Annotated in this window: 22 protein-coding genes and 1 tRNA gene; 6 read left to right on the forward strand and 17 right to left on the reverse strand. The window is 70.9% G+C overall.

Going from position 1 to position 22,889, the window contains the following annotated elements:
• Window positions 1–12 precede the first annotated feature (12 nt).
• Window positions 13–156 (reverse strand): hypothetical protein, encoded by a 144-nt coding sequence (locus AC3EU2_RS02550; RefSeq protein ID WP_488178178.1) that lies wholly within the window; start codon window positions 154–156, stop codon window positions 13–15.
• A gap of 167 nt (window positions 157–323) precedes the next feature.
• On the opposite strand from AC3EU2_RS02550, the gene AC3EU2_RS02555 reads away from it, so the two are divergent.
• On the forward strand, window positions 324–398 hold the full coding sequence (locus AC3EU2_RS02555) for a 50S ribosomal protein bL37 (RefSeq protein WP_009775747.1): 75 nt from the start codon (window positions 324–326) through the stop codon (window positions 396–398).
• Between the two features lie 69 nt (window positions 399–467).
• On the opposite strand, the gene rsrA is transcribed toward AC3EU2_RS02555, so the two are convergent.
• The 4 genes from rsrA to AC3EU2_RS02575 form a co-directional block, all read right to left on the reverse strand.
• On the reverse strand, window positions 468–776 hold the full coding sequence (gene rsrA, locus AC3EU2_RS02560) for a mycothiol system anti-sigma-R factor (RefSeq protein ID WP_488178179.1): 309 nt from the start codon (window positions 774–776) through the stop codon (window positions 468–470).
• Window positions 773–1,399 carry a sigma-70 family RNA polymerase sigma factor gene (locus AC3EU2_RS02565; RefSeq protein WP_488178180.1) on the reverse strand — a complete coding sequence of 209 codons (627 nt, stop codon included), beginning with the start codon at window positions 1,397–1,399 and terminating at the stop codon, window positions 773–775. Before AC3EU2_RS02565 ends, rsrA begins: the two co-directional genes overlap by 4 nt.
• Before the next feature lie 217 nt (window positions 1,400–1,616).
• Complete coding sequence (locus AC3EU2_RS02570) at window positions 1,617–2,255, reverse strand: alpha/beta hydrolase family protein (RefSeq protein WP_488178181.1); 639 nt, start codon at window positions 2,253–2,255, stop codon at window positions 1,617–1,619.
• Window positions 2,252–3,094, reverse strand: a complete 843-nt coding sequence (locus tag AC3EU2_RS02575; protein WP_488178182.1) for an SOS response-associated peptidase — start codon at window positions 3,092–3,094, stop codon at window positions 2,252–2,254. Before AC3EU2_RS02575 ends, AC3EU2_RS02570 begins: the two co-directional genes overlap by 4 nt.
• 104 nt (window positions 3,095–3,198) lie before the next feature.
• Here AC3EU2_RS02575 and AC3EU2_RS02580 point away from each other — a divergent pair, with 104 nt between their 5' ends.
• The 3 genes from AC3EU2_RS02580 to rsgA are packed head-to-tail and all read left to right on the forward strand — an operon-like array spanning window position 3,199 to window position 6,078.
• Window positions 3,199–3,738: a DoxX family protein gene (locus AC3EU2_RS02580; RefSeq protein ID WP_488178183.1), complete on the forward strand. Its 540-nt coding sequence runs from the start codon at window positions 3,199–3,201 to the stop codon at window positions 3,736–3,738.
• Window positions 3,725–5,023 carry a 3-phosphoshikimate 1-carboxyvinyltransferase gene (gene aroA, locus AC3EU2_RS02585; protein WP_488178184.1) on the forward strand — a complete coding sequence of 433 codons (1,299 nt, stop codon included), beginning with the start codon at window positions 3,725–3,727 and terminating at the stop codon, window positions 5,021–5,023. The genes AC3EU2_RS02580 and aroA overlap by 14 nt, the downstream gene beginning before the upstream one ends.
• A complete protein-coding gene (gene rsgA, locus AC3EU2_RS02590; RefSeq protein ID WP_488178185.1) occupies window positions 5,023–6,078 on the forward strand; it encodes a ribosome small subunit-dependent GTPase A in 1,056 nt (351 codons plus the stop codon). Before aroA ends, rsgA begins: the two co-directional genes overlap by 1 nt.
• A gap of 63 nt (window positions 6,079–6,141) precedes the next feature.
• On the opposite strand, the gene AC3EU2_RS02595 is transcribed toward rsgA, so the two are convergent.
• From AC3EU2_RS02595 to AC3EU2_RS02615, 5 genes are all read right to left on the reverse strand, one after another.
• Entirely contained in the window at window positions 6,142–7,368 is a 1,227-nt protein-coding gene (locus AC3EU2_RS02595) for an ABC transporter ATP-binding protein (RefSeq protein WP_488178186.1), read from the reverse strand.
• Entirely contained in the window at window positions 7,361–8,446 is a 1,086-nt protein-coding gene (locus AC3EU2_RS02600) for an ABC transporter ATP-binding protein (RefSeq protein WP_488178187.1), read from the reverse strand. Before AC3EU2_RS02600 ends, AC3EU2_RS02595 begins: the two co-directional genes overlap by 8 nt.
• Window positions 8,409–9,326 (reverse strand): ABC transporter permease, encoded by a 918-nt coding sequence (locus AC3EU2_RS02605; RefSeq protein ID WP_488178188.1) that lies wholly within the window; start codon window positions 9,324–9,326, stop codon window positions 8,409–8,411. Before AC3EU2_RS02605 ends, AC3EU2_RS02600 begins: the two co-directional genes overlap by 38 nt.
• Window positions 9,319–10,248, reverse strand: a complete 930-nt coding sequence (locus AC3EU2_RS02610) for an ABC transporter permease (protein WP_488178189.1) — start codon at window positions 10,246–10,248, stop codon at window positions 9,319–9,321. Before AC3EU2_RS02610 ends, AC3EU2_RS02605 begins: the two co-directional genes overlap by 8 nt.
• Before the next feature lie 276 nt (window positions 10,249–10,524).
• On the reverse strand, window positions 10,525–12,165 hold the full coding sequence (locus tag AC3EU2_RS02615; protein ID WP_488178190.1) for a peptide ABC transporter substrate-binding protein: 1,641 nt from the start codon (window positions 12,163–12,165) through the stop codon (window positions 10,525–10,527).
• A gap of 221 nt (window positions 12,166–12,386) precedes the next feature.
• Between AC3EU2_RS02615 and hisN the strand changes: the two genes are divergently transcribed.
• Complete coding sequence (gene hisN, locus AC3EU2_RS02620) at window positions 12,387–13,169, forward strand: histidinol-phosphatase (protein ID WP_488178191.1); 783 nt, start codon at window positions 12,387–12,389, stop codon at window positions 13,167–13,169.
• Window positions 13,170–13,182: 13 nt separating this feature from the next.
• On the opposite strand, the gene AC3EU2_RS02625 is transcribed toward hisN, so the two are convergent.
• The 5 genes from AC3EU2_RS02625 to AC3EU2_RS02645 all read right to left on the reverse strand — a co-directional run bounded on the left by AC3EU2_RS02625 (window position 13,183) and on the right by AC3EU2_RS02645 (window position 20,651).
• Window positions 13,183–14,541 carry a M16 family metallopeptidase gene (locus tag AC3EU2_RS02625; RefSeq protein ID WP_488178192.1) on the reverse strand — a complete coding sequence of 453 codons (1,359 nt, stop codon included), beginning with the start codon at window positions 14,539–14,541 and terminating at the stop codon, window positions 13,183–13,185.
• Window positions 14,538–15,824 carry a M16 family metallopeptidase gene (locus AC3EU2_RS02630; RefSeq protein WP_488178193.1) on the reverse strand — a complete coding sequence of 429 codons (1,287 nt, stop codon included), beginning with the start codon at window positions 15,822–15,824 and terminating at the stop codon, window positions 14,538–14,540. Before AC3EU2_RS02630 ends, AC3EU2_RS02625 begins: the two co-directional genes overlap by 4 nt.
• A gap of 50 nt (window positions 15,825–15,874) precedes the next feature.
• Entirely contained in the window at window positions 15,875–17,260 is a 1,386-nt protein-coding gene (locus tag AC3EU2_RS02635) for an NAD(P)/FAD-dependent oxidoreductase (RefSeq protein WP_488178194.1), read from the reverse strand.
• A gap of 90 nt (window positions 17,261–17,350) precedes the next feature.
• Window positions 17,351–17,427 (reverse strand) — tRNA-Met (locus tag AC3EU2_RS02640).
• 107 nt (window positions 17,428–17,534) lie between these two features.
• A complete protein-coding gene (locus AC3EU2_RS02645; protein ID WP_488178195.1) occupies window positions 17,535–20,651 on the reverse strand; it encodes a UPF0182 family membrane protein in 3,117 nt (1,038 codons plus the stop codon).
• Between the two features lie 89 nt (window positions 20,652–20,740).
• On the opposite strand from AC3EU2_RS02645, the gene AC3EU2_RS02650 reads away from it, so the two are divergent.
• On the forward strand, window positions 20,741–21,277 hold the full coding sequence (locus tag AC3EU2_RS02650; protein WP_035936626.1) for a PPA1309 family protein: 537 nt from the start codon (window positions 20,741–20,743) through the stop codon (window positions 21,275–21,277).
• A gap of 12 nt (window positions 21,278–21,289) precedes the next feature.
• On the opposite strand, the gene AC3EU2_RS02655 is transcribed toward AC3EU2_RS02650, so the two are convergent.
• Complete coding sequence (locus AC3EU2_RS02655) at window positions 21,290–22,429, reverse strand: YlbL family protein (protein WP_488178196.1); 1,140 nt, start codon at window positions 22,427–22,429, stop codon at window positions 21,290–21,292.
• Window positions 22,426–22,881, reverse strand: a complete 456-nt coding sequence (locus AC3EU2_RS02660; RefSeq protein ID WP_488178197.1) for a molybdenum cofactor biosynthesis protein MoaE — start codon at window positions 22,879–22,881, stop codon at window positions 22,426–22,428. Before AC3EU2_RS02660 ends, AC3EU2_RS02655 begins: the two co-directional genes overlap by 4 nt.
• Between the last annotated feature and the right edge of the window lie 8 nt (window positions 22,882–22,889).

The following is a 22,889-nucleotide window of genomic DNA, read 5'->3' on the forward strand; positions in this document are numbered from 1 at the left end:
CGACGTCGGGGCCTACCAGTTCCAGCCCTGCGCCCAGTTCCAGCCCTGCGCCGAGACGGATCCCTTGTCCTTGCTCTCGGCCTGGGCCGACGAGGCACCCACGGCGGAGAGGGCGGCGATGGCGAGCGAAGCGACGACGAGGCGGAGAGCGCGCATGATAATACCCTTTCGGTGATCCCGGCCCGGCGGGCCGAATCTGGATTGACTCCATCCTCGCACGTCACGAGGGTGTGCGACACTGTACTGGACATGTGATCTGTCAGGCCGTCGGCACCGTCACGGCACGTGGTCACGATTCACACCCCCGATCTCGAGGAGTCCTCATGAGCAAGCGCGCCCGCAAGCGCCGCTCGCGCAAGGGCAACAAGGCCAACCACGGCCGCAAGCCCAACGCCTGAGCACGCAGCACGTGACGAAGGGACGACCGCCTCACGGTGGTCGTCCCTTCGTCGTGTCCGCCCCTGAAGTCAGCCGTCGAGCTCGAGGCGCACCATCGTGATCCGCTGACGGATCTGCACGCGCAGCTGGTCGGGACAGACCTCGCCCACGCTGCTCGAGCGGCGCACCGCCGCCTTCACGGCCCGGTCCAGGTCGTGCTCGTGCAGGCACGGCCCACAGGCCTCGAGGTGCTGGGCCACGCGAGCCACGTCCGAGGGCTGCATCTCCCCGTCGAGGTACTCGTAGATCCGGTGCAGGACCTCGGAGCACTCGGCGTGGGACCCGGAGTGGGCGTCGGCGCGCGCCTCGGCGTGCCCATCGGTGTGCTGCTCGTTCACGAGGAGACCTCCTTGCCGAAGCCGCGCTCGGCGGCATACTCGGTCAACATCTCACGGAGCTGACGTCGACCCCGGTGGAGACGCGACATCACGGTGCCGATGGGCGTTCCCATGATCTCGGCGATCTCCTTGTAGGCGAACCCCTCGACGTCGGCGAGGTAGACCGCCATGCGGAAGTCCTCGGGCAGCTGCTGCAGGGCGCGCTTGATCTCCGAGTCGGGGAGGTGGTCGAGCGCCTGGGCCTCCGCGGACTTCAGCCCCGAGCTCGTGTGGGACTCGGCCCGCACCAGCTGGTAGTCCTCGACGTCCGCGGCGTCGGACTGCTGGGGCTCCCGCTGCTTCTTGCGGTAGGTGTTGATGTAGGTGTTGGTGAGGATGCGATACATCCACGCCCGCAGGTTGGTCCCCGGCCGGTACTGGTGGAACGCGGCGAACGCCTTGGCGTACGTCTCCTGCAGCAGGTCCTCGGCGTCGGCCGGGTTGCGCGTCGTGCGCAGGGCCGCCGCGTAGAGCTGGTCCAGCAACGGCAGCGCCTCGACCTCGAACCGGGCCTGTCGCTGCGCGGGTGTCTCAGTCGCGACGTCCACTGCGGGTTCGTCGGACGTGGTCTGTGGTGTGCTCATCGCGCTCCACCCTAGACCCGTCTCCGCGGGGGACGTCGTGTGCAGCACGAGCACGGGCACACCTCTCTGGACGGCTGGCACCGGCGGTTCACGGTGGGGGACCTCCATGTCAACAGGGGGCGGGGGAGACCCATTCCCGACACCGGTGGACGAGCACCTCGCGCGCAAGCCCCAGGAAGACCGGACGACGCCGGGGCCTGCGGCGGGGCCGTGGACATCACAGCTGTCCGAGCGACTCCACGAAGGCCCGCGCGGCCGCGACGAGCGGGCCGGTGACCCTGATCGTGTGCTCACCGTCGACGGCAGTGACGTATGCCGGGTCGTCCAGCTCCGCGCGCACCTCGCCGGGGGTGCCGAAGGGGTCGCGCTCCCCCTGCACGACGTGCACCGGGATCCCCGCCGTCCGAGGCAGGCGCAGCTCATCGGCCCGGGAGACCTCGGGTCTCCCGGGTGGGTGCAAGGGGAAGGACACGCAGAGGACCCCGTCGGCGTCCAGTGCGGCCGCGGTCCGACAGCTCACCCGGGCGCCGTTGCTCTTGCCGGACAGCACGAGCGGGCCGGGCAGGCGGGTGCGGCCCGAGCGCAGGGCCAGTACCACCGGCAGCCAGGCCTCGTCCTGCGGGACGGGACGCGGCGGCATGCGCCGTCCGGCCACGCCCCACGCCTGCTGGACGGACGCGACCGCCCAGCCTGCGTCGACCAGTCCCTCAGCCACGGCGTCGAGGTCGACACCGCCGAGCCGTCCGCCGGCCCCATGCGTGAGCACGACCGTCCCCCGGGCCCGGACGGGACGCACGACGTGGGCGTGCGCGGGACCGAGCGGGGTCGCCACCTCGAGGAACCGGCGCGTCGTCACGACGAGGCGCCGATGATCTCGCCTGTCATCGGGTCGACGACGCCGTGCAGCTCCGACTCCGGCAGCGGCTCGAGCAGCTGCGGGCCGTTGGACCGGTTGCTGCTCACCGCGCGGGAGACGGGGTGTGCCGTGAAGCGGCCCGGTGGCCGTGGCTCGAGCAGTGCGGCGACGGCCGCGGGGTCAGTGAGCGAGGGGTCGAGCCAGTCCGACCATTCGTCGCGGTCGAGGACCAGTGGCTGGCGGTCGTGGATCCGGTCCAGTCCCGGCTCGGCCTCGGTCGTGATGATCGTGAAGGTCGTGAGCCACGCCGCCGGGTCCTCGGCGTCCGCCACGGCCGGGTCACGCCAGAACTCGTAGAGCCCCGCGAAGGCGCACGTCGCGCCGTCGGCCCGTGAGGTGAAGAACGGCTGCTTGAGGGGCTTGCCCTTGGCGTCCGTGGCGGTCGGGGAGGCCTGCCACTCGTACCAGCCGCGCGCGGGCACGAGGCAGCGTCGACGCCCGGCCGCCTTGGCGTAGGCCGGCTTCTCCAGGACCGACTCGGCCCGCGCGTTGATCATCCGCACGCCGGAGCGCGGGTCCTTGGACCAGCTCGGGACGAGCCCCCACGTGAGCAGGCGCAGCTGGCGCAGCGGCTCGGCGTCGCCCTCCCCGCGGGGCGCGCGGGCGAGGACGACGGGCGCCTGCTTGGTCGGGGCCATGTTGTGGTCCGGGGTGCCGGGCGGGGGCGACTGCGGGTTGACGAGGACGCTGCGCGCCGGCTCGGCGCTCCGATCGTCGTCGACCTCGAACTCCAGGGTCAGCTCGTCAGGGTTGGCCGTGGCCGCGTAGCGCCCGCACATGGGTCCCAATCTACGCAGCGGTCGACCACCCCGGACACGGACCGCGGCCCAGCAACTACGGTAGGAGCAGGTCCGTGATCCGATCCGATCCGTGAGGAGAACGCATGTCACTCGTGCGTCGCGTTGCCCGTCCCATGCTTGCCGCCATGTTCGTCGTCGGGGGCCTCGACCAGCTCAAGCACCCCGGCGCGAAGGCCAAGGCCGCCCGGCCGGTGCTCGACCGCGCCGCCCAGGCGGGCCTGCCCGACGACCCCGAGCTCCTCGTGCGCGCCAACGGCGTCGCCATGGTGGGCGGTGGCGCCCTGCTCGCGACCGGGCACGTCCCGCGCATCGCCTCGGCGGTGCTGGCGGGCACGCTCGTGCCGACGACCCTCGCGGCACACCCGTTCTGGACCGAGACCGACCCGCAGACCCGGGCCCAGCAGAAGATCCAGTTCCTCAAGAACCTCGGTCTGCTCGGCGGCCTGCTTCTCGCCGCCGTCGACACCGACGGGCGCCCGAGCCTGGCCTACCGCGCCCACCGGGCGGGCGAGAGCGTCCAGCGCACGGCGCGGACGACGAAGCGCGAGGCGCGGCACGCGACCAGGTCGGCGCGACGCGAGGCACGACTCAAGGCGGCACAGGCCAAGAATGCCCTCACCTGAGTGGACCGCCCCCGTCGCTGACGGGCCGGTCGACGCGGCCGTCGACCTGCCCGGAAGCAAGTCCCTGACCAACCGCTTCCTCGTCCTCGCCGCGCGCGGGGCGGGTGTCTCGCGACTGCGATCACCCCTGCGCTCGCGCGACACCCTCCTCATGGCCGGCGCCCTGCGGGCCCTCGGCACGGGGGTCGAGGACGTCGACGGCGAGGACTGGCTCGTCACCCCCGCGGACATGGTCGGCGACATCGACATCGACTGCGGCCTTGCCGGGACGGTCATGCGCTTCGTCCCGCCCCTGGCGGCGATGGCACGAGGGGCGGTGCGCTTCGACGGGGACCCGCACGCGCGCACCCGACCGATGGGTCCCGCTGTCGAGGCCCTGCGCGCCCTCGGCGTCGCCGTCGACGACGGCGGTCGGGGCGCCCTGCCGTTCACGGTGGGCGCTACCGGGTCGGTCCGGGGCGGCGAGGTCACCCTGGATGCGTCGGCGTCCTCCCAGTTCGTCTCGGCGCTGCTGCTCTCGGGGGCGCACTACGACGAGGGCGTGACGATCCGCCACCGCGGCGGACCCGTCCCCAGCCAGCCGCACATCGACATGACCGTCGAGGCGCTGCGGGACGCGGGAGCCGACCTCGACGACTCCGAGCCCGACACGTGGCGGGTCGAGCCGGGCCCGCTCAACCCGCTCGACGTCCAGGTGGAGCCCGACCTCTCGAACGCCGCGCCCTTCCTGGCCGCGGCCCTCGTCACGGGTGGGCGGGTGCGCATCCCCGGCTGGCCGCAGCACACGACCCAGGCCGGTGACGAGATTCGCGACATCCTCGACGAGATGGGGGCCGAGGTCCGGCTGGCGCGCGACGGGCTCACGGTGAGCGCCGCCGACGGCTTCAGCGGGGTCGACCTCGACCTCCACGACGCGAGCGAGCTGACGCCGGTCATCGCCGCCCTCGCCGCGCTCGCCGACGGGCCGTCCCGGATCCGAGGCGTCGCCCACATCCGTGGTCACGAGACCGACCGCCTCGCCGCCCTGGCCCGGGAGCTCGGCGCCCTGGGCGCCGAGGTGACCGAGACCGAGGACGGCCTGCACATCACCCCGCGTCCGCTCTCGCCCGCGACGTTCCACACCTACGGCGACCACCGCATGGTCATGGCCGGGGCCGTGCTCGGCCTCGCGGTCCCCGGGCTCGTCGTCGAGGACCCCGACACGGTCGCGAAGACACTGCCCACCTTCGTCGGGCTGTGGTCGGGCCTGCTCGGCCACGACGGCGCCCGGGAGCGCACCGCCTGATGGCGAGGGCCACGAGCAGCTACGACGAGTCCGACGCCCGGATCCGTCCGAACAAGCGCAACAGCCGGCCCCGGTCCAAGGACCGCCCGGCGCACCTCGACGCCGTGCCCGGGATGGTCACGGCCGTCGACCGCGGTCGCTACACCGTGCTCGTCAACGACAGCGACGCCGACGACGGTGGGGTCGGTGTCGACGGTGAGCGTGTCGTCACCGCGATGCGGGCCCGCGAGCTCGGCCGCAAGGGCATCGTCGTGGGTGACGACGTCGCCCTCGTCGGCGACGTGTCCGGCAGCCCGGATGCCCTCGCCCGCGTCGTGCGGGTCCACCCCCGGCGCACCCTCCTGCGCCGCAGCGCCGACGACACCGACCCGGTCGAGCGCGCCATCGTGGCCAACGCCGACCAGCTGGTCGTCGTCTCCGCCCTCGCCAACCCCGAGCCCCGGCCGCGGCTCATCGACCGCTGCCTCGTCGCGGCCTACGACGCGGGCATGTCGCCCCTGCTCGCGCTGACCAAGGCCGACCTGGCCGACCCGGCGCCCTTCCTGCGCAGCTACGCGCCGCTCGAGGTGCCGTCGGTGGTCACCTCGACCACCGACGCCGACGGCACCGACGGGCTCGAGGGCCTGCGTGACGCCCTGCGCGGGCGCGTCAGCGTCCTCGTCGGCCACTCGGGGGTGGGCAAGTCCACCCTCGTCAACGCCCTCGTCCCCGACGCCCTGCGCGCGATAGGCGTCGTCAACGTCGTGACGGGGCGCGGGCGCCACACCTCGACCTCCGCCGTGGCACTGCGCCTGCCCGGCGGGGACGGCTGGGTCATCGACACGCCGGGCATCCGCTCGTTCGGACTGGCCCATGTCGACCCGGAGCGGATCATCACCCACTTCCCCGATCTCGAGGCGGGCACCGACGAGTGCCCTCGGGGGTGCAGCCACGACGAGGAGGAGTGCGGCCTCGACGCGTGGGTCGCGAGCGGGCGGGCCGGGCCGGCCGGCGCCTCACGCCTGGAGTCGCTGCGCCGCCTGCTGCGCACCCGCCAGATCCAGACCGGCGACTGAGCCTCCCCCGGAGGGTGCCGATGGCGCCCTCCGGAACGGAGGGCGCCATCGGTGACGTCGGGCTCAGATCGTCGGGTCGCGCTTCTCGCTCGGGTCGTTGTCGACGAGCCGGGTGATGTCGTGCGGACGGTCCAGCGGGCCCTCGGACTCACCGGAGGCGTGCGAACGCTCGGCCACCGTCGACGCGTCCGCCGGAAGGAGCCCGCCGTCGCCACTGAAGGCGTCGTGATCGACGACATCGGTCGTCGCGAAGCGGGTGTCCACCGCCACGTCGCTGACGTCGACGGTCTCGACGATGACCCGAGGCTCGGCGAAGTGGCAGGCGGAGCGGTGGGCCGCGACGCCGTCCGGGCGGTCCATCAGCTCCGGGTCGTCCACCGAGCAGCGTTCCTGGGCCTTGAAGCACCGCGTGTGGAAACGGCAGCCCTTGGGCGGGTTCGCCGGCGAGGGCACGTCACCGGTGAGGACGATCTGCTCACGCTTGCCACGCATCGCCGGGTCCGGCACGGGGACCGCGGAGAGCAGGGCCTGGGTGTACGGGTGGGTCGGCCGCTGGTAGATCTCCTCCTCGGTGCCGAGCTCGACCATGCGTCCGAGGTACATGACACCGACGCGGTCGGAGATGTGCCGGACGACGGAGAGGTCGTGCGCGATGAAGATGTAGGACAGGCCGAGCTCGTCCTGGAGCTTCTCCATGAGGTTGATGACCTGCGCCTGGACCGACACGTCGAGCGCGGAGACCGGCTCGTCGCAGATGAGGACCTTGGGTCGCAGCGCGATGCCGCGGGCGATGCCGATGCGCTGGCGCTGGCCACCCGAGAACTGGTGCGGGTAGCGGTTGATGTGCTCGGGGTTGAGCCCGACCAGGTCGAGAAGCTCCTTGACTGCCTTCTTGCGGCCGCCCTTGGGCACGACGTCCGGGTGGATCTCGAACGGCTCCCCGATGATGTCGCCGACCGTCTTGCGCGGGTTGAGCGAGGTGTAGGGGTCCTGGAACACGATCTGGATGTCGCGGCGCAGCTTGCGCATCGAGGACCCGCCCTGCGAGAACATGTCGACGCCGTCGAAGTTGACCGTGCCCGCCGTGGGCTCCTCGAGCCGCATGAGGACGCGTCCCAGCGTCGACTTGCCACAGCCGGACTCGCCGACGATGCCGAGCGTCTCACCGCGGTGCAGCTCGAACGAGACGCCGTCGACGGCCTTGACGTGGCCGACCGTGGTGCGCAGGACACCGCCCTTGATCGGGTAGTGCTTGACCAGGTCGTCGGCCTTGAGAATGACGTCAGCCATTGAGGACCTCCTCGGCGAAGTGGCATCGGGACATCTGTCCGGCGATGGGGAGCAGGTCGGGCTCCTTCTCGCGACAGATGTCCTGCGACATGCGGCAGCGGGGGTTGAACGTGCAGCCCGGGGGGATGCGGGTGAGGTTCGGCGGCAGGCCACCGATCGCCGCCAGCGTCTGCCCCTTCTGGTCCAGGCGCGGGATCGACTCGAGCAGCCCACGGGTGTAGGGGTGCGCGGGCCGGGCGTAGAGGTCCTCGATGTCCGCCTTCGCGACGATCCGGCCGGCGTACATCACGGCGGCGCGGTCGGCGACGTCCGCGACGACGCCGAGGTCGTGCGTGATGAGGATGAGCCCCATCTGACGCTCCTCCTGGAGCTCGGCGAGCAGGGCCATGATCTGGGCCTGGACGGTGACGTCGAGAGCGGTCGTCGGCTCGTCGGCGATGAGCACCGCCGGGTCGAGCGCGATGGCCATCGCGATCATGATGCGCTGGCGCATCCCACCCGAGAACTGGTGCGGGTAGCTCTTGACCCGGTCCTTGGCGCCGGGGATGGCGACGCGCTCCATGAGACGCACGGCCTGCGCGTAGGCGTCGGACCGGTTCAGGCCCCGGTGCTGCCGGAACATCTCGCCGATCTGCCAGCCGACTGGGAAGGTCGGGTTCAGCGAGCTCAGCGCGTCCTGGAAGATCATCGAGATCTCCGGGCCTCGCGCCTTGCGCCGCTGCTCCTCGGGCATGGTGAGCAGGTCCTGGCCGCAGTAGCGGATCGCGCCGCCGGGGATGACGGCCGGGGGCATGTCGAGGATGCCCATGATCGCCTGGGCGGTCACGGACTTGCCCGAGCCGGACTCGCCGAGGATGGCCAGCGTCTCGCCCTGGCGCAGGTCGAACGAGACGCCGTTGATCGCCTTGGCGACACCCTCGGCCGTGTGGAACTCGACGTAGAGGTCCTCGACCTCGAGCAGTCGGCCCTCGGAGTCGGGCTTGTAGGTGGACGCGGGCGCCACGGACTTGGTGGTGGTGGTCACTGAGTGCTCCTCCTGCTCATCGGGACTTCGGGTCGAAGGCGTCACGCACGGCATCGCCGAGCAGGATGAACGCCAGGACCGCGAGGCTGAGGAACAGACTGGGGAAGAGAAGGATGTGCGGGTAGGTGCGCACCGCCACGAGGGCGTCGCTGATCGCCACGCCCCAAGAGATCGCGGGCGGCGTGAGGCCGATGCCGAGGAACGACAGGGTGGCCTCGGCGACGATGAACGCACCGAGGTTGATCGTCGAGACGACGATCGCCGGGGCGAGCGCGTTGGGCAGGATGTGCGACCTGATGATGCGCCATGGACCGGCGCCCAGCGCCCGCGCCGCGAGGACGTACTCGTTGGGCTTGACCTGGAGCACGCTCGAGCGCATGAGGCGTGCGATCGACGGCCACCCGAAGATCGTCAGCGTCAGGACGACCTTGCCGACGATGAGGAAGTACGGGGTGTCGGCGTCGTTCGGGAAGCTCGCCATGAACAGGATGCCGCCGAGGAGCAGCGGGATGGCAAAGAAGATGTCGGTGATGCGCGAGACGAGGGCGTCGAACCACCCGCCGTAGAAGCCCGCGGCCACACCCACGACACCGCCCACGAACAGCGTCGCCAGCGACGCGCAGATGCCAACGATGATCGAGGCCCGGGCACCGTAGATGGTGCGGGCGAAGATGTCGTAGCCCTGGGTGTCGGTGCCGAACCACGCATCGGCGTTGGGCTTCTCGCGGACGTTGTTGATGTCACCGAAGCCGGGGTCGGTGTCGGTGAACAGCGACGGCCAGACCGCCATGAGGATGAACAGACCGATGAGGGTGACGGACACCCAGAACATCACGCTCTTGCGCAGCGAGCGCCAGGCGTCCTGCCCCAGTGACCGCGCCTCGCCGACGTCGTCGGCGGGGGGGGCCATCGAGGCGGCGATGGACTCAGTCATGGCTGATCCTCGGGTCGAGCACGCCGTAGAGCAGGTCGACGAGCAGGTTGACGAAAAGGTAGACGACGACGAGCACCGTCACCGTGGAGACGACGGCGATTCCGTCCCGAGCGTTGATGCCCTTCCAGATGTAGCCGCCGACGCCCTGGATGTTGAAGATCCGCTCGGTCACGATGGCGCCACCGAGCAGGCCCCCAAAGTCGGCACCGATGAAGGTCACCACAGGGATGAGGGAGTTGCGCAGGGTGTGGACGCCGACGGCGCGCCGCTTGGTCAGGCCCTTCGCGACCGCGGTCCGCACGTAGTCGGCACGGAGGTTCTCCACGAGGTTGGTCCTCGTGAGGCGGGCGACATAGGCGATCGACAGCGAGCCGAGCACGAAGGCGGGAAGGATGAGCGAGGAGGTCGGCGCGTCCAGGCTGGGCACGGTGGCAGGCACCAGTCCCCACCTGATACCGAACTGGTACTGGAGCAGCACGCCGATGACGAAGACCGGGATGGAGATGACGAACAGGGTGCTCACGGTGACGAGGTTGTCGATGAACCTCCCCTTGCGCACACCGGCGAGGACACCGGCGAGGATGCCGACGACAATCTCGAAACCGATCGCCATGAGCGCGAGTCGACCGGTGATCGTGTAGCGCTTGGCGAGGTCCTCCTTGACGGGGATCCCGTAGAAGTTCGTGCCCAGGTCGCCCTGGACGAACTTGCCGAGGTACTTGCCGTACTGAACCGGGAGCGGGTCGTTGAGGTTGTGCTCCTCGCGGAAGTTCGCGACGTACTCGGGGGAGCACGGCCGCTCGCCGCACTTGCCCGCGGTGGGGTCTCCGGGCAGGGCGAAGACCATGGCGAAAATGATGAAGGTGGCTCCCAGAACCACCGGGATCATCTGCAGGATTCGCCTGACGATGTACTTGCCCATGTCACCTCCTGTGTCATTCGGCCCCGATCCGTGGTGACGGTGGAGCGCGGAGAGACGGCAAGTGCGCGTCTCGGAAAGTTGATGGGCGCCTCGTGGACCGGGCCAGAACTGAACATACCTGAACGTGATCGGCACCGGGCGCTGCCATGCGTGCGGCTTTGAGGAGGACACGAAAGAGGGGCAACGTGCCCCGAGCAGGCTGTCGGCCTGTCGGCGAGTGCCGACAGGCCGACAGCCTGCTGATGTCAGGTCAGGTGCTCACCCGACACGCGGGAATCACTTGAGCGTGATGCTCGCATAGTCAGGCACGCCGAACGCGTTGACCTTGACATTGGTGACCTTCTCCGACCAGCCGGCGGTGGTGGTGCCATACCACAGCGGGATGCTCGCCATGTCCTGGGCGATGATTCCCTCCGCCTCCTGGTAGAGCTTGTTCGACTCGGCCGGGTCGGTGGCCGCAGCGGCCTCGGCCAGCTTCGCGTCGAACGCGGGGTTGTCGTACTCACCATCGTTGGACGAGGCGCCCTTGCCGTAGATCGGGGCGAGGAAGTTCTCGATCGACGGGTAGTCCATCTGCCACCCGTTCCGGAAGATGCCCTTCATCTTCCCCTCACCGATCTGGGTCCGGAAGGTGGCGAAGTCGACGACCGGGGTCGCGACACAGTCCACGCCGAGGGCCTGCTTGATGCTGTTGCAGGTGGCCTCGGTCCACTCCTTGTGTGCTCCGTCGGCGTTGTACGACAGGGTCATCTTGCCGCCCTTGAAGCCGCCCGCCTTGGCGAGCTGAGCCTTGGCCTTGGCCGGGTCGAACTTGCAGAACTCGCCACAGGCGTCGGCCTTGTAGCCGTCGACGACCGGGGAGACCCAGCCGGTGGCGGGCTCACGGGTGCCGTTGAAGACCGCCTTGATGATCGCCTCACGGTTGATCGCCATGGAGATGGCCTTGCGGATCTCGGGACCGTAGTTCGGGTCCACCCTCGACGGGGCCGTGGTCATCGTCTGGATGACGCCGACCGGCTTCTGGAGGTTGCGGTCGGGAAGGTCGGTCTTGTACTTCTCGTCGATCTGCGCGCTGGGCGGGACCGCATCGGTCACGTCGAGCTGGTTCGCCAGGACGTCGGCGTACGCCGCCTCGGCGTCCTGGTAGATCTTGAAGGTGATGGTGTCGGGGTTGCCCTTGTTCTTGCCGCTGTAGTCAGCGAACTTGGAGAGCTTGATCTCGGCGTTCTTGGTCCACGCGTCGACCTTGTAGGGGCCGGCGCCGATCGGCTTGTCACCGAAGGTCTTCGGGTCCGCGAAGAACGCGTCGGGCTGCGGCGCGAAGGCCGTGTAGCCGAGACGGACCGGGAGGTTGGAGACCTTCTCGGTGGTCGTGATCGTGAAGGTGGTGTCGTCGACGACCTTGAGACCGGTCATCTCCTTGGCCTTGGGCTCCGGTGCCTTCTGGGGGCCCTCGGCACCGTCCGGGTCCTCGGACTGCAGGTCGTTGTAGCCCTCGATGGGCGTGAAGAAGTACGAGCCCTGCTGGGCGTTGGGGCCATAAGAGGTGTAGTTCCAGGCATCGACGAAGTTCTTGGCCTTGACGACGGTGCCGTCGTGGAACTTGTAGTCCTTCTTGAGCTTGACCGTGAAGGTCTGGTTGTCCGTCGTCTCGATCGACTCCGCGATGTCGTTCTCGGGAGCGGCGGTGTCGACGTTGTACTCGACGAGCTTCGCGGTCACGATGTCGAGCACGTTGCCGCCATTGACCTCCGACGTGTTGCCCGCGATCAGGGGGTTCTCCGGATTACCTCCCTTGACCGTGATGGCGCCGCCGGACTTGCCCGTCGTTCCGCTGGTGTCGCCGTCGCTGTCATCGTCGTTGCCGCCGCCGCCACAACCTGCGAGCAGCAGCGCTGCCACAGAGATTGCGGACACGGCTACCGTGCGAGTGGTTCCTCGCATGGACGTCCTCCTACGTGTCGATCCGTCCCAGGGAAGTGGACGGACATCAAAAGAGCCGGTCCCGGTCGGGTGGCCCCCGCGAACCCCGGGGAGGGCGCGCGGTCCCTACCCAACCTCACATGTGCCGCAGAAAGGAGGGACGTGACCGACACGAGACCCGATTGTGACTCTCCCGAAGCGGCTACGGTGACGACGTGCCGACCTACGACGACGACCTGCGACTCGCCCATGTCCTCGCCGACGCCGTGGAGCGGGTGACCGTGTCCCGGTTCCGTGCCGAGGACCTCGTCGTCGAGTCGAAACCGGACCTCACCCTCGTCAGCGACGCCGACCGCAGCGCCGAGGAGCTGGTGCGCAGCCAGCTCAGGCGGACCCGCCCGCGCGACGCCGTCATCGGCGAGGAGATGGAGCCCACCGGGCACGGGCCGCGCCAGTGGGTCATCGACCCCATCGACGGCACGCACAACTTCGTCCGCGGCGTGCCGGTGTGGGCCACCCTCATCGGCCTCATCGACGACGGCAAGCCGGTCCTCGGCCTCGTGGCCGCGCCCGCGCTGGGCCGCCGCTGGTGGGCGGCCGTGGGCAGCGGCGCGTGGGCCGGACGCAGCCTCACGTCCGCGACCCGACTCTCCGTCTCGAAGGTCTCGCAGGTCAGCGACGCCTCGCTGTCGTGCAGCTCGATGACGTCGTGGGACGCCGTCGGCCGCCAGGAAGCGGTGCTCGACCTCGCCCGCGACTGCTGGCGGGAGCGGGCCTACGGCGACTTCTGGTCCTACATGCTGCTCGCGGAGGGCGCCGTCGACATCGCTGCGGAGCCCGAGCTCAACCTGCACGACATGGTCGCGCTCGTCCCGATCGTCACCGAGGCCGGCGGCCGGTTCACGTCGTTGCGGGGCGAGGACGGCCCGTTCGGCGGGAACGCCCTCGCGACCAACGGACTGCTCCACGACGAGGTCCTGTCGCGCATCGGGCTCTGACGAGGGGCCTCCCTCAGTTGGGCACGACGGTGACCGGACCCAGGCCCAGCCCCTCGATCCCCTCACGCAGGGTCGCGGCGTCGCCGACGACGACGACGACCCACTCCCCCGTCGCGACCGCTCCGTATGCCGTCGTCAGCCGGTCCGCGTCCAGCTCCCGCATCGCCGCCAGGGTCGACGTCTGGAAGTCCAGTGGCAGCCCTTCGACGGCGAGCGCAGAGGCCTCGTCGGCGACGGCGTCCGCGGTGGCGTAGCGACCCGGAGCGGTCTGCACCACGTAGTCGACGCCGGAGCGGATCTCCTCGTCGGAGAACCCGTCCCGGGCCTTCTCGAGGATCCCGACGAGGAGCCGGAGGGCGTCGACGGTGGCGTCGGCGCGCACCGAGCCGGCCGTGACGAACGAGCCTCCTCGAGCGCGCGGGCGGAAGGCCGCCCGGATCCCGTACGTGTAGCCCTTGTCCTCGCGCAGGACCGCGTCGACACGGGCGCTCGGGGACCCGCCGATGATGAACGAGAGGACCGGGTAGGGAGCCCACCCGGAGGCGATCGACCGGTCGGGGCCGGGGGCGGCGACCGACAGCTCGCTCTGGACCGAGCCCGGTCGGTCGACGAGGACGACGCGGGTCTCACCGCCGGCGGGCGAGGGCGCCCGTGGAGGCGTCGCCGGCAGGTGGTCCGGGTTGGCCCATCGGCCCAGACCCGCGGTCACGACCTCGGCGACGTCGATCCCGTCGAGGTCGCCCGCCACGACGAGGGTGGCACCCCGCGGTCCCACGTGCGTCCGGTGGAAGTCGACGATGTCGTCCCGGGTGATGGCGGTGACCGACTCGGTCGTCCCCGCGGTCGGGCGGGACGCCCGCTCGCCGGGCGCCCACAGCGAGGCCGTCACCTCGCGCGCGGCCCGGTGCGGCGCGGACGCCCGTTCCTGCTCGATCTCCGCGAGCCGGCTGCGCAGGATGCGGTGGACCTCGGCCGGCGGGAAGGCCGGCTCCGAGAGGACCTGGCGCAGCAGGTCCAGGGCAGCGGGCAGGAACCGTTGCGGCACATCGACGTCGACGCTGAGAGCGCCGTCGGTGACGGAGGCGCCGAGCGCCATCCCGGTGCGCTCCATGAGCTCGGCGAACTCCTCGCTGGAGTGGGTCGCGGTCCCCTCGTCGAGGAGCCGGGCCGTCATCGACGCGACGCCCTCCCGGTCCGCGGGCTCGTCGGTGATGGACAGCGGCACGACGAGGCGCAGCGAGATGACGTACTGGCCGGGGACGGCATACGAGAGGAGGCGGATGCCGTTGCCGGTCACGCTCTCGTGCGGGAGCGGGAAGGCCCACGGGCCCGGCGGCGCGACGTCCGGCCGTGGTGTGGCGAGCGTGCTCATGCGACCTCCTCGGTCTCGACGTCTGCGCGGTAGGCGACCACCGCGCGGCTCTCGGGGCGCAGCCAGCGAGCGGCGGCGGCCCGCACCTGCTCGGGCGTCACGGCACGCAGCCGGTCGAGGTGGGTGTTGACGAGGCGCGGGTCGCCGTGGAGCAGGGCGTAGTGGGACAGCGCGTCGGCGCGTTCCTCCTGGCTGGCCAGCATCGACAGCCAGCCGCGCTCCGCCTGGGCCATGGCCGCGTCCATCTCGGCCTCGGTCGGACCCTCGACGGCGAAGCGCTCGAGCTCCTCGAGCAGGGTCGCCTCGACGGCGTCCGTGTCGGACTCGCCCGCCACGTCGATGACGAGGAAACCGAGGGAGACGCCGTCGACGAAGCCCCACGAGGTGGCGTGGACGCCGAGCGCGGTCTGCTCGCGGCGGACCAGTCGCCGCACGAGGCGCGACGAGGCAAGACCACCGAGTGCGTCGAGGGCCAGGCTCGCGGCGCTGAACTCCTCGGTCTCGTCGACGGGGAGCCGGAACGCGATGTGCAGCCGGTCGTTGGGGACGTCCTCGCGACGCTCGACCCGGACCGGTTCGGTGAGCGGGCCGAGCTGCTCGACCGGTGCGCGACGGGACTGTGCGTTCTGCTCGATGGAGCCGAAGTACCGCTCCGCCAGGGCGAACCCGTCGTCGGGGGTGACGTCGCCGCACAGGGTGAGCACGGTGTTGTCCGGGGCGTAGTGCGCCCGGAAGAACGCGTGCACGTCGTCGACGCTGGCGGCGTCGAGGTCCTCCATCGACCCGATCGTCGAGTGGTGGTACGGGTGGCCGTCGGGGAACACCGCGGCGTAGACGTCGATCAACGCGTTGCCGTAGGGCTGGTTGTCGTAGCGCTGGCGCTTCTCCTCCTTGACGACGTCGCGCTGGTTGTCGAGGTTGGCCTGGTTGACCGCGTCGAGGAGGTGGGCGTGGCGGTCGGCCTCGAGCCACAGGGCGAGCTCGAGCGCCCCCTTCGGCACGGTCTCGAAGTAGTTGGTGCGGTCGAACCACGTCGTCGCGTTGAGCCGACCGCCCTCGGCCATGAGCGCCTCGAAGTGCTCCCCGCTGCGGACGTTGCGGGAGCCCTGGAACATCAGGTGCTCGAAGAGGTGGGCGAAGCCCGTGCGCCCCGACGCCTCGTGGCGTGACCCCACGCCGACCCAGATGTTGACGGTGACGTTCGGAACGCTGGGGTCCGGTGAGACGACGACACGCAGCCCGTTGGTGAGGGTGCGCTCGTGGACCGGGTAGTCGAGCGGCATTGGGCCACCCTACGTGGCCTCATCGACCGCCCGGGCCCGCGCGAGCGGGGTCAGCCGGCCCGCTCGACCGACGGCGCGTCGGCCGCGGACGTGTGGTCGGACGCGACGACCGGCAGCGTCGGCAGGTCCTCCGGCGGCATCTTGCGGATGATGTTGCGCGCGAGGATCTGCTGCGCGGTGACGGTGCGCTCAGAGCGCCCGCGTCCGATGAAGCTGACCGCCCAGTGCAGCAGGGTCGTGACCCGGTGCTTGAAGCCGATGATGTAGACGAGGTGGATCGCGAGCCAGAGCACCCAGGCCGCGAAGCCGGAGAAGCGGGCCTTGCCGATGCTGGCGACGGCGCTGAACCGGGAGATCGTCGCCATCGACCCCTTGTCGAAGTAGCGGAACGGCTCCGGCGCCTCCTTGCCGTCGAGGCGGGCCTTGAGGTGCTTGGCGGCGTAGCGCGAGCCCTGGATCGCCACCTGGGCGACACCCGGCAGGCCGTCGCGCGCCATCATGTCGCCGACGACGTAGACCTCGGGGCGGCCGGGGAGGGTGAGGTCGGGAAGGACCTTGACCCGTCCTGCCCGGTCGAGCTCGGCCTCGGACTGGGCGGCGAGGAGGGTGGTGAGCTCGGAGGCCTGGACCCCGGCCGCCCAGACCTTGGTGGCGCTCTCGATGCGCTGGTGGGTGCCGTCGGCCTTCTCGATCTCGAGGCCGGTCGAGTCGACCCCGACGACCTTGGCGCCCAGCTCGACCTCGACGCCCATCTTCTCGAGGCGCGACCTCGCCGCGTCGCCGAGGCGGTCACCGAAGGACGGGAGCACCTGGGGCGCCGCGTCGAGGAGGATGACCCGCGCGGTGCGCGTGTCGATGGCGCGGAAGTCGCGACGCAGGGTGCGGTGGGCGAGCTCGGCGATCTGGCCCGCCATCTCGACCCCGGTGGGACCGGCCCCGACGACGACGAAGGTGAGGTAGCGGTCGCGCTCGGCCGGGGCCGTCGTCAGCTCGGCCCACTCGAAGGCACCGAAGATGCGTCCGCGCAGCTCGAGGGCGTCGTCGATGCTCTTCATCCCCGGGGCGTACTCGGCGAAGTGGTCGTTGCCGAAGTAGGACTGGCCGGCGCCGGCCGCGACGAGCAGCGTGTCGTAGGAGGAGACGGTCCGGCGGCCCAGCACCTCGCTCGTCACGGTGCGGGCGTCGAGGTCGATGTCGGTGACGGTGCCGAGGATGACCCGGGCGTTCTTCTGTCGGGCCAGGATCTCGCGGGTGCTCGGGGCGATCTCGCCCTCGGACAGGATGCCGGTCGCGACCTGGTAGAGCAGCGGCTGGAACAGGTGGTGGGTCGTCTTCGCGACGAGGGTGACCTCGACGTCGTCGCGGCGCTTGAGCGCCTGCGTGCCGAAGAGACCGCCGAAACCGGATCCGATGACGACGACGCGGTGCGGGGCCATGCTGTGCCTCCTCGAGGGCGCCGGGTGACCTCCACCCGGCCGGACAGACGACAAAGGCGGGCCGTCAGAGACGACCCGCCGTTGTCGATGTGGTAGCGGGGGCAGGATTTGAACCTGCGACCTCCGGGTTATGAGCCCGGCGAGCTACCGAGCTGCTCCACCCCGCGACGAGTGAGGACCTTGCGGTCTCTCGGTAAGCACCACGGTACGTGACGTCGCGCCGAGGTCCAAATCGGTGCCGGTCCGACCTCGCCACGGGTCGGACCGGCGGCCGTCACGGTGACGCGGTGGGGCTGGGTGTCGCGCTCGGTGTCGGTGTGGCCGAGCCCGACGGGGCCGGGACGGCGAGCTGCGGGCTCAGGGTGGCCGCCCGCGCGATCGCGTCCTGGAGGTCCTTCTGGGCCACGCCGTAGGCCGCGAAGTCGCCCTTCTTGAGCGCCGCCTGGCCGGCGGCGTTGGCGGCCTCGATGTCGCGGATGACCTCGGCCAGCTGGGCGGCCGCGGTCTCGACCGGAGCGTCCCCGGGGGCGGGGGGTGTCGTCCCCGGCGTGGTCGGCTCGGAGCCGCTGTCCCCGGCGCTGGCGCCGGAGTTGCCGCCGAACAGCCCGTCGAGGGCCTGGTCGAGGGTCTCACCCCAGGCGATGCGCTTGCCGAAGACGGCCACGGTCGCCTTGTTCTGGGGGAACGAGCCCCCCTCGCGGGAGGCCTGGACGTACATCGGCTGGACGTAGAGCAGACCTTCACCGACGGGGAGCGTGAGGAGGTTGCCGTAGGTGAGGGTCTTGCCCGACTGCCGGTTCTGCGCGATGAACTGGCTGAGGTTGAGCGGCTCGCTGGGACTCTGTGACCGGGCGGTCGAGACCTCGATCTGGTTCTGCACCTGGCCCGGACCGTCGACGGCCGAGTTGCGTGGCAGCTCGAGCAGGCGCATCGACCCGTAGCCCGCAGCCGGCTTGCCCGCCGCCGTGCCGGCGTCGGAGTCGACGGCGAGGAAGCCGCGCAGGATCTCGCGCCCGCTGCCCGACGGGATGAACGTCGTCGTGAGCGAGAACGCCGGGGCGCTCTGGTCCGGCATCTTGAGGGACTGGTAGTAGACCGGCTGGTCCTGCGAGGCGTGCGTCGGGTCCTTGGGGACCTTCCAGAAGTCGCCACCGCCGTAGTACGAGTTGGCGTCCGTCACGTGGTAGCTCGCGAGCAGCTGGCGCTGGACCTTGAAGAGGTCCTGCGGGTAGCGCACGTGCGACATCAGCTGGGCGGACATCTCGGACAGTGGGGACACCGCTCCCGGGAAGGCCTTGCTCCAGGCCTTGAGGATGGGGTCGGTCGTGTCCCAGCCGTACAGCTTCACGGAGCCGTCGTGGGCGTCGACCGTGGCCTTGACCGAGTTGCGGATGTAGTTGACCTGCCCGGCACCGGCGACGACGACGTTGGAGCGCTCGCTCACCGAGTCCGACGTCGCCTCTTCGAGCTCGGTGAGGCGGCTGTTGGGGTAGCGGGCGGTGGTCGTGTAGGCGTCCACGATCCACTTCACGCGTCCGTCGACGACGGCGGGGTAGGCGTTGCCGTCGATGGTGAGGAACGGCGCCACGCGTTCGATGCGCTCGCGCGGCTGGCGGTGGTCGAGCAGGCGGGAGTCGCTGTTCACCGCGTCGGACAGGAGGAACTTCGGCTCGCGGTACTTCACGGCATACGCGATCTTGCGCAGGAAGGAGCCGATGGCGACGCCACCGTTGCCCTCGTACGTCGTGTTGGCCTGGCCGCCCTCGCCCTGGTCGTCCGGGAAGTCGAACTCACGCGGCTTGGCACCCTCCGGCGCCCCGACGATCGAGTACGTGGGCGACTCCTCGCCGAAGTAGATGCGCGGCTCGTAGTCCGCGCCCATGGGGCCCTTGGTGGAGAAGCCACTCGAGAAGAACTGGGGGTCGCCCTCGCTCGTGCGGCGGTTGCCGTAGGCGCCGATGAAGCCGAACCCGTGCGTGTAGACGGTGTGGTCGTTGAGCCAGTTGCGCTGGCCCTCGGGCACCCCTGCGAGGTTGAGCTCGCGGACGGCGACGACGGAGTCGCTCTTCTTGCCGTCGATGGCGTAGCGGTCGACGTCGAGGATGTCGGGGAAGGCGTAGTACTGGCGCAGTCCCTCGAACTGGCGGAAGGTCGGCGAGACGACGTTGGGGTCGACGAGCCGGATGCCGGGGATCGTGTCGGCGTCGGCGCGCAGCTGGCCGGGCGCGGCGTCGGTGGTCGCGGTGTACGGCGTCTTCTCGATGCCGTCGATGGCGAAGGCCTTGCGGGTGGCGTCGATGTTGCGCTGGATGTACTGGGCCTCGAGCGACTTCTCCGACGGGCGGACCTTGAGCGACTGGACCGCGGCCGGGTAGAGGCCGCCTGCGACGACGGAGAGCACGGTGAGCAGGCCGACGCCGATGAGCGGCAGCCGCCAGCTGCGCGTCCAGATGGACGCGATGAAGAAGCCCGCACACATCACCGTCGCAACCGCGAGGATCGCCTTGATCGGGAGGACGGCGTTGGCGTCGGTGTAGGTGATCCCGGTGATGAGCCGGGACTCGTGCGTCGTGAGGCTGTAGCGGTCGAGCCAGTAGGCGGCCGCCCGCACGAGGGCCAGCAGCGAGGCGATCGTCGCGATCTGGATGAAGGCGGCCCGGGTCGTGGTGCCGCGGCCGGGCAGCTGCAGGCCGCCGTAGACGTAGTGGGTGAAGGCGGCGGCGATGAGCGCGAGCAGCAGGACGACCGTGAAGAAGCTGACGAGGAAGCGCAGCCACGGCAGCGTGAAGACGTAGAAGCCCACGTCGAGGCCGAACTGGGGGTCGTTGGTGCCGAACGGGACGGCGTTGCGCCACAGCAGGAACGTCTTCCACGCTCCCATGGCCGCAGCGCCGGCCAGCAGGCCGAGGATCGAGGGGATGACGACCGTCGCCAGGCGACGCAGGGGGTCGAGCACCTGGCGGTACTGGTCGAGCACCTGGGCGGAGGGCGACGGCGCGATGCGCAGCGGACGCGTCCGGTATGCCGTGACGAGACTGGCGCCGACCGCGCCGGCGGTGAGGATGAACGCGGCCACGAACAGCAGGACGCGGGTCCCGAGCTGGGTGACGAAGACGTCGCGGAAGCCGACGGAGTCGTACCACCAGATGTCGGTGACGACACCCGCGGCCATGAGCAGCAGGACGGCGAGACCGGCGAGGATCGCCAGCGTCGTGCCCAGGGGTCCGCGCTTCGGCGGCGCCCCGGACCCCCCCGGCCGCACGGGCCTGTTGAAGCCGGCGCCCCCGTTGCCGGGACGGCTCGATCCCTCACCGTCGCGCCCGCCCGGCGCTCCGGCTCCCTTGTCTGCGTCGTCGGGGTTGATCCCGTCGAACCACTCTGGCCGGCTCACTTCTGACTCCACATCGCGCAGCTCCCCGAGCGAGCCCGGGCTGGAGGGGCCAACCTATCTTCCCAAGATGTGTGCGGCACGATGGGTCCGTGACCCGCGCCTCGCAGCCCGTGACCGACCCGCTCTCGATCGCCGCCCTCGACACCGAACGCCATGTCGGGTCGGCCGGCTGGGACCAGCCGCCGCGCCTGTTCGCCCTCGTGCCGACGGCCGAGCTGCTCACCCGAGAGCCCCAGCTCGCCGCCGGGCTCACCGTGTCGGACCAGATCGAGGGCGCCCTCACGGCCATCGAGCAGGAGGACCTCCCCGAGACCGACTCGATCGAGTCGCTGCTCGCCCAGATCGCCTGGCCGGACACCGTGGTCGGCTGCGCGATCGTCGTGGAACGTCTCGTCGTCCCACCCGACGCCGAGCGCGACCTCCCCTCCGACCGCGACGCGGCGGTGGCCGAGCTGGCCGGGCACCCCGACCGGCGTGACGTCAGGCTGCTCGCGGCGGCCACCCGGGACGGCGCGAGCATCTGCCTGCTCCGCCAGCGGGAGCACGACAGCGACGACCGGGTGGCCACGGGGAGCGACATCGCACCCGGGCTCGTCGCGGCGCTGCGTGCGACCCTGACGGACTGACCGGCTGGCGCGTCAGCCGGCCGAGCACCCGGGCAGGGAGTCGGCCCGGCCGGCCGCGATGGCCCTCACCGCGCCGAGGGCGTCGTCGAAGGTGCCGATCCGCACGACGGTGAGGCCGTCGGGCACGTGGTCGACCACCTCGTCGCAGTTGTCCTGGGGGGCGAGGAAGAACTCCGCTCCCCCGTCGCTGGCCCCGGAGAGCTTCTGGCGGATGCCGCCGATGGGGCCGACGGACTCGTCCGGCTCCATGGTTCCGGTGCCCGCGATGCGCTTGCCGCCGGTGAGGTCGCCGGGCGTGAGGACGTCGTAGACGGCCAGGGTGAACATCGTCCCCGCCGACGGCCCACCCACCCCACCGGCCGTGATCGTCACGTCGACGGGCAGGTCGTAGTCCCGGCCGAGCATCACGCCGACGACCGTGGTGCCGTCGTTGTCCCGCGTCGGGACGGACAGCGCCTTCTCGGCACCGTCGCGCCGGACGACGACGGCGATCGCCTCGCCGGCCTTCTGGGCGCGCACGGCGGTCTGGACCGCGGCCGCGTCGGGGGTCGCGGTGCCGGCCACGGAGACGAACTCGTCACCCGCCTCGAGGACGCCGGTGGCGGGCGACCCCTCGGCCAGCTGCGAGACGACGACCCGTTCCGGAACCTCCCGACCCGACTCCCGCAGCGCGATCGCGGCCGCGACCTCCTGGGAGTCGACCATCTCGGCCGCGTTCTCCTGCTGGATCTCCTCGCGGGTCACCGGCTCGGGGTAGAACTCCTCCCGGCGGAAGACCTCGCGGTCGTCGCGCAGGGCCGCCACGGCGAGGTCGAACGCGTCGACCCGGTTGCCCGGGCCGCCGAGGACCTGGACCGTGGTGAAGTCGAGCGCTCCCTTGGCGGGGTAGGTCGTCGCGCCCTTCACCTGGATGATCGGCTTGCCGTCCAGCTCGCCGAGCGTGTTGGCGATCGGCCCCGGCACGAGCACGACGTAGGGCAACGGGATGAGGGAGATGCCCGCACCGAGCGCGATCGCGAGGAAGAGCATCGTCAGCAGCCCCCCGCTCCGCCGGCTCACGGCGTAGCGGTTCGGCGCGTCCGCCTCGGCAGACGCCGCCGCACGCTCGGAGGCGCTGCCGTGGTCCTCGGCAGCGGGGTCGGACGTGCTCACGTCAGTCCGACCCACTCGGTGGCGCCGTCGCCGAGGTGCTGGTGCTTCCAGATGGGGACCTCGGCCTTGAGGGTGTCGATGAGGTCGCGGCACGACGCGAACGCCGCGTCCCGGTGAGGAGCCGAGGCGGCGACGACGACGGCCACGTCACCGACCTCGAGGTGTCCGCTCCGGTGGAGCGCGGCGACCCGGACGGCGTCCGAGCGCTGGGCCACGAGCCCGGCGACCTCGGTCAGGCGCTCCTGGGCGCTCGGGTGCACCGTGTAGTCGAGCGAGGAGACGTCCTGGCCCCGGTCGTGGTCGCGCACCACACCGACGAACACGGTGATCCCGCCGCAGCCCGGGTCCTGCACCGCGGCGATGACCTCGTCCACCGACAGGGGCTGCTCGCGGATCTCGGCGAGGGCGACCGTCCCTGTGGTCACGGGGGCGCCGCTCGGGTCGTGCTGCACGAGCTTCT

It is taken from the genome of Knoellia sp. B-D-2 (assembly GCF_057714695.1).

What these genes read in the sequence shown, in the direction of transcription:
- AC3EU2_RS02580 (WP_488178183.1), top strand. Translation starts at nt 3,199, where the DNA reads ATGTCACTCGTGCGTCGCGTTGCCCGTCCCATGCTTGCCGCCATGTTC.
- AC3EU2_RS02625 (WP_488178192.1), bottom strand. Translation starts at nt 14,541, where the DNA reads ATGAGCACGCTCGCCACACCACGGCCGGACGTCGCGCCGCCGGGCCCG.
- AC3EU2_RS02610 (WP_488178189.1), bottom strand. Translation starts at nt 10,248, where the DNA reads ATGGGCAAGTACATCGTCAGGCGAATCCTGCAGATGATCCCGGTGGTT.
- AC3EU2_RS02565 (WP_488178180.1), bottom strand. Translation starts at nt 1,399, where the DNA reads ATGAGCACACCACAGACCACGTCCGACGAACCCGCAGTGGACGTCGCG.
- AC3EU2_RS02575 (WP_488178182.1), bottom strand. Translation starts at nt 3,094, where the DNA reads ATGTGCGGGCGCTACGCGGCCACGGCCAACCCTGACGAGCTGACCCTG.
- AC3EU2_RS02630 (WP_488178193.1), bottom strand. Translation starts at nt 15,824, where the DNA reads ATGCCGCTCGACTACCCGGTCCACGAGCGCACCCTCACCAACGGGCTG.
- AC3EU2_RS02595 (WP_488178186.1), bottom strand. Translation starts at nt 7,368, where the DNA reads ATGGCTGACGTCATTCTCAAGGCCGACGACCTGGTCAAGCACTACCCG.
- AC3EU2_RS02605 (WP_488178188.1), bottom strand. Translation starts at nt 9,326, where the DNA reads ATGACTGAGTCCATCGCCGCCTCGATGGCCCCCCCCGCCGACGACGTC.
- AC3EU2_RS02550 (WP_488178178.1), bottom strand. Translation starts at nt 156, where the DNA reads ATGCGCGCTCTCCGCCTCGTCGTCGCTTCGCTCGCCATCGCCGCCCTC.
- aroA (WP_488178184.1), top strand. Translation starts at nt 3,725, where the DNA reads ATGCCCTCACCTGAGTGGACCGCCCCCGTCGCTGACGGGCCGGTCGAC.
- AC3EU2_RS02600 (WP_488178187.1), bottom strand. Translation starts at nt 8,446, where the DNA reads ATGCCGTGCGTGACGCCTTCGACCCGAAGTCCCGATGAGCAGGAGGAG.
- AC3EU2_RS02635 (WP_488178194.1), bottom strand. Translation starts at nt 17,260, where the DNA reads ATGGCCCCGCACCGCGTCGTCGTCATCGGATCCGGTTTCGGCGGTCTC.
- rsgA (WP_488178185.1), top strand. Translation starts at nt 5,023, where the DNA reads ATGGCGAGGGCCACGAGCAGCTACGACGAGTCCGACGCCCGGATCCGT.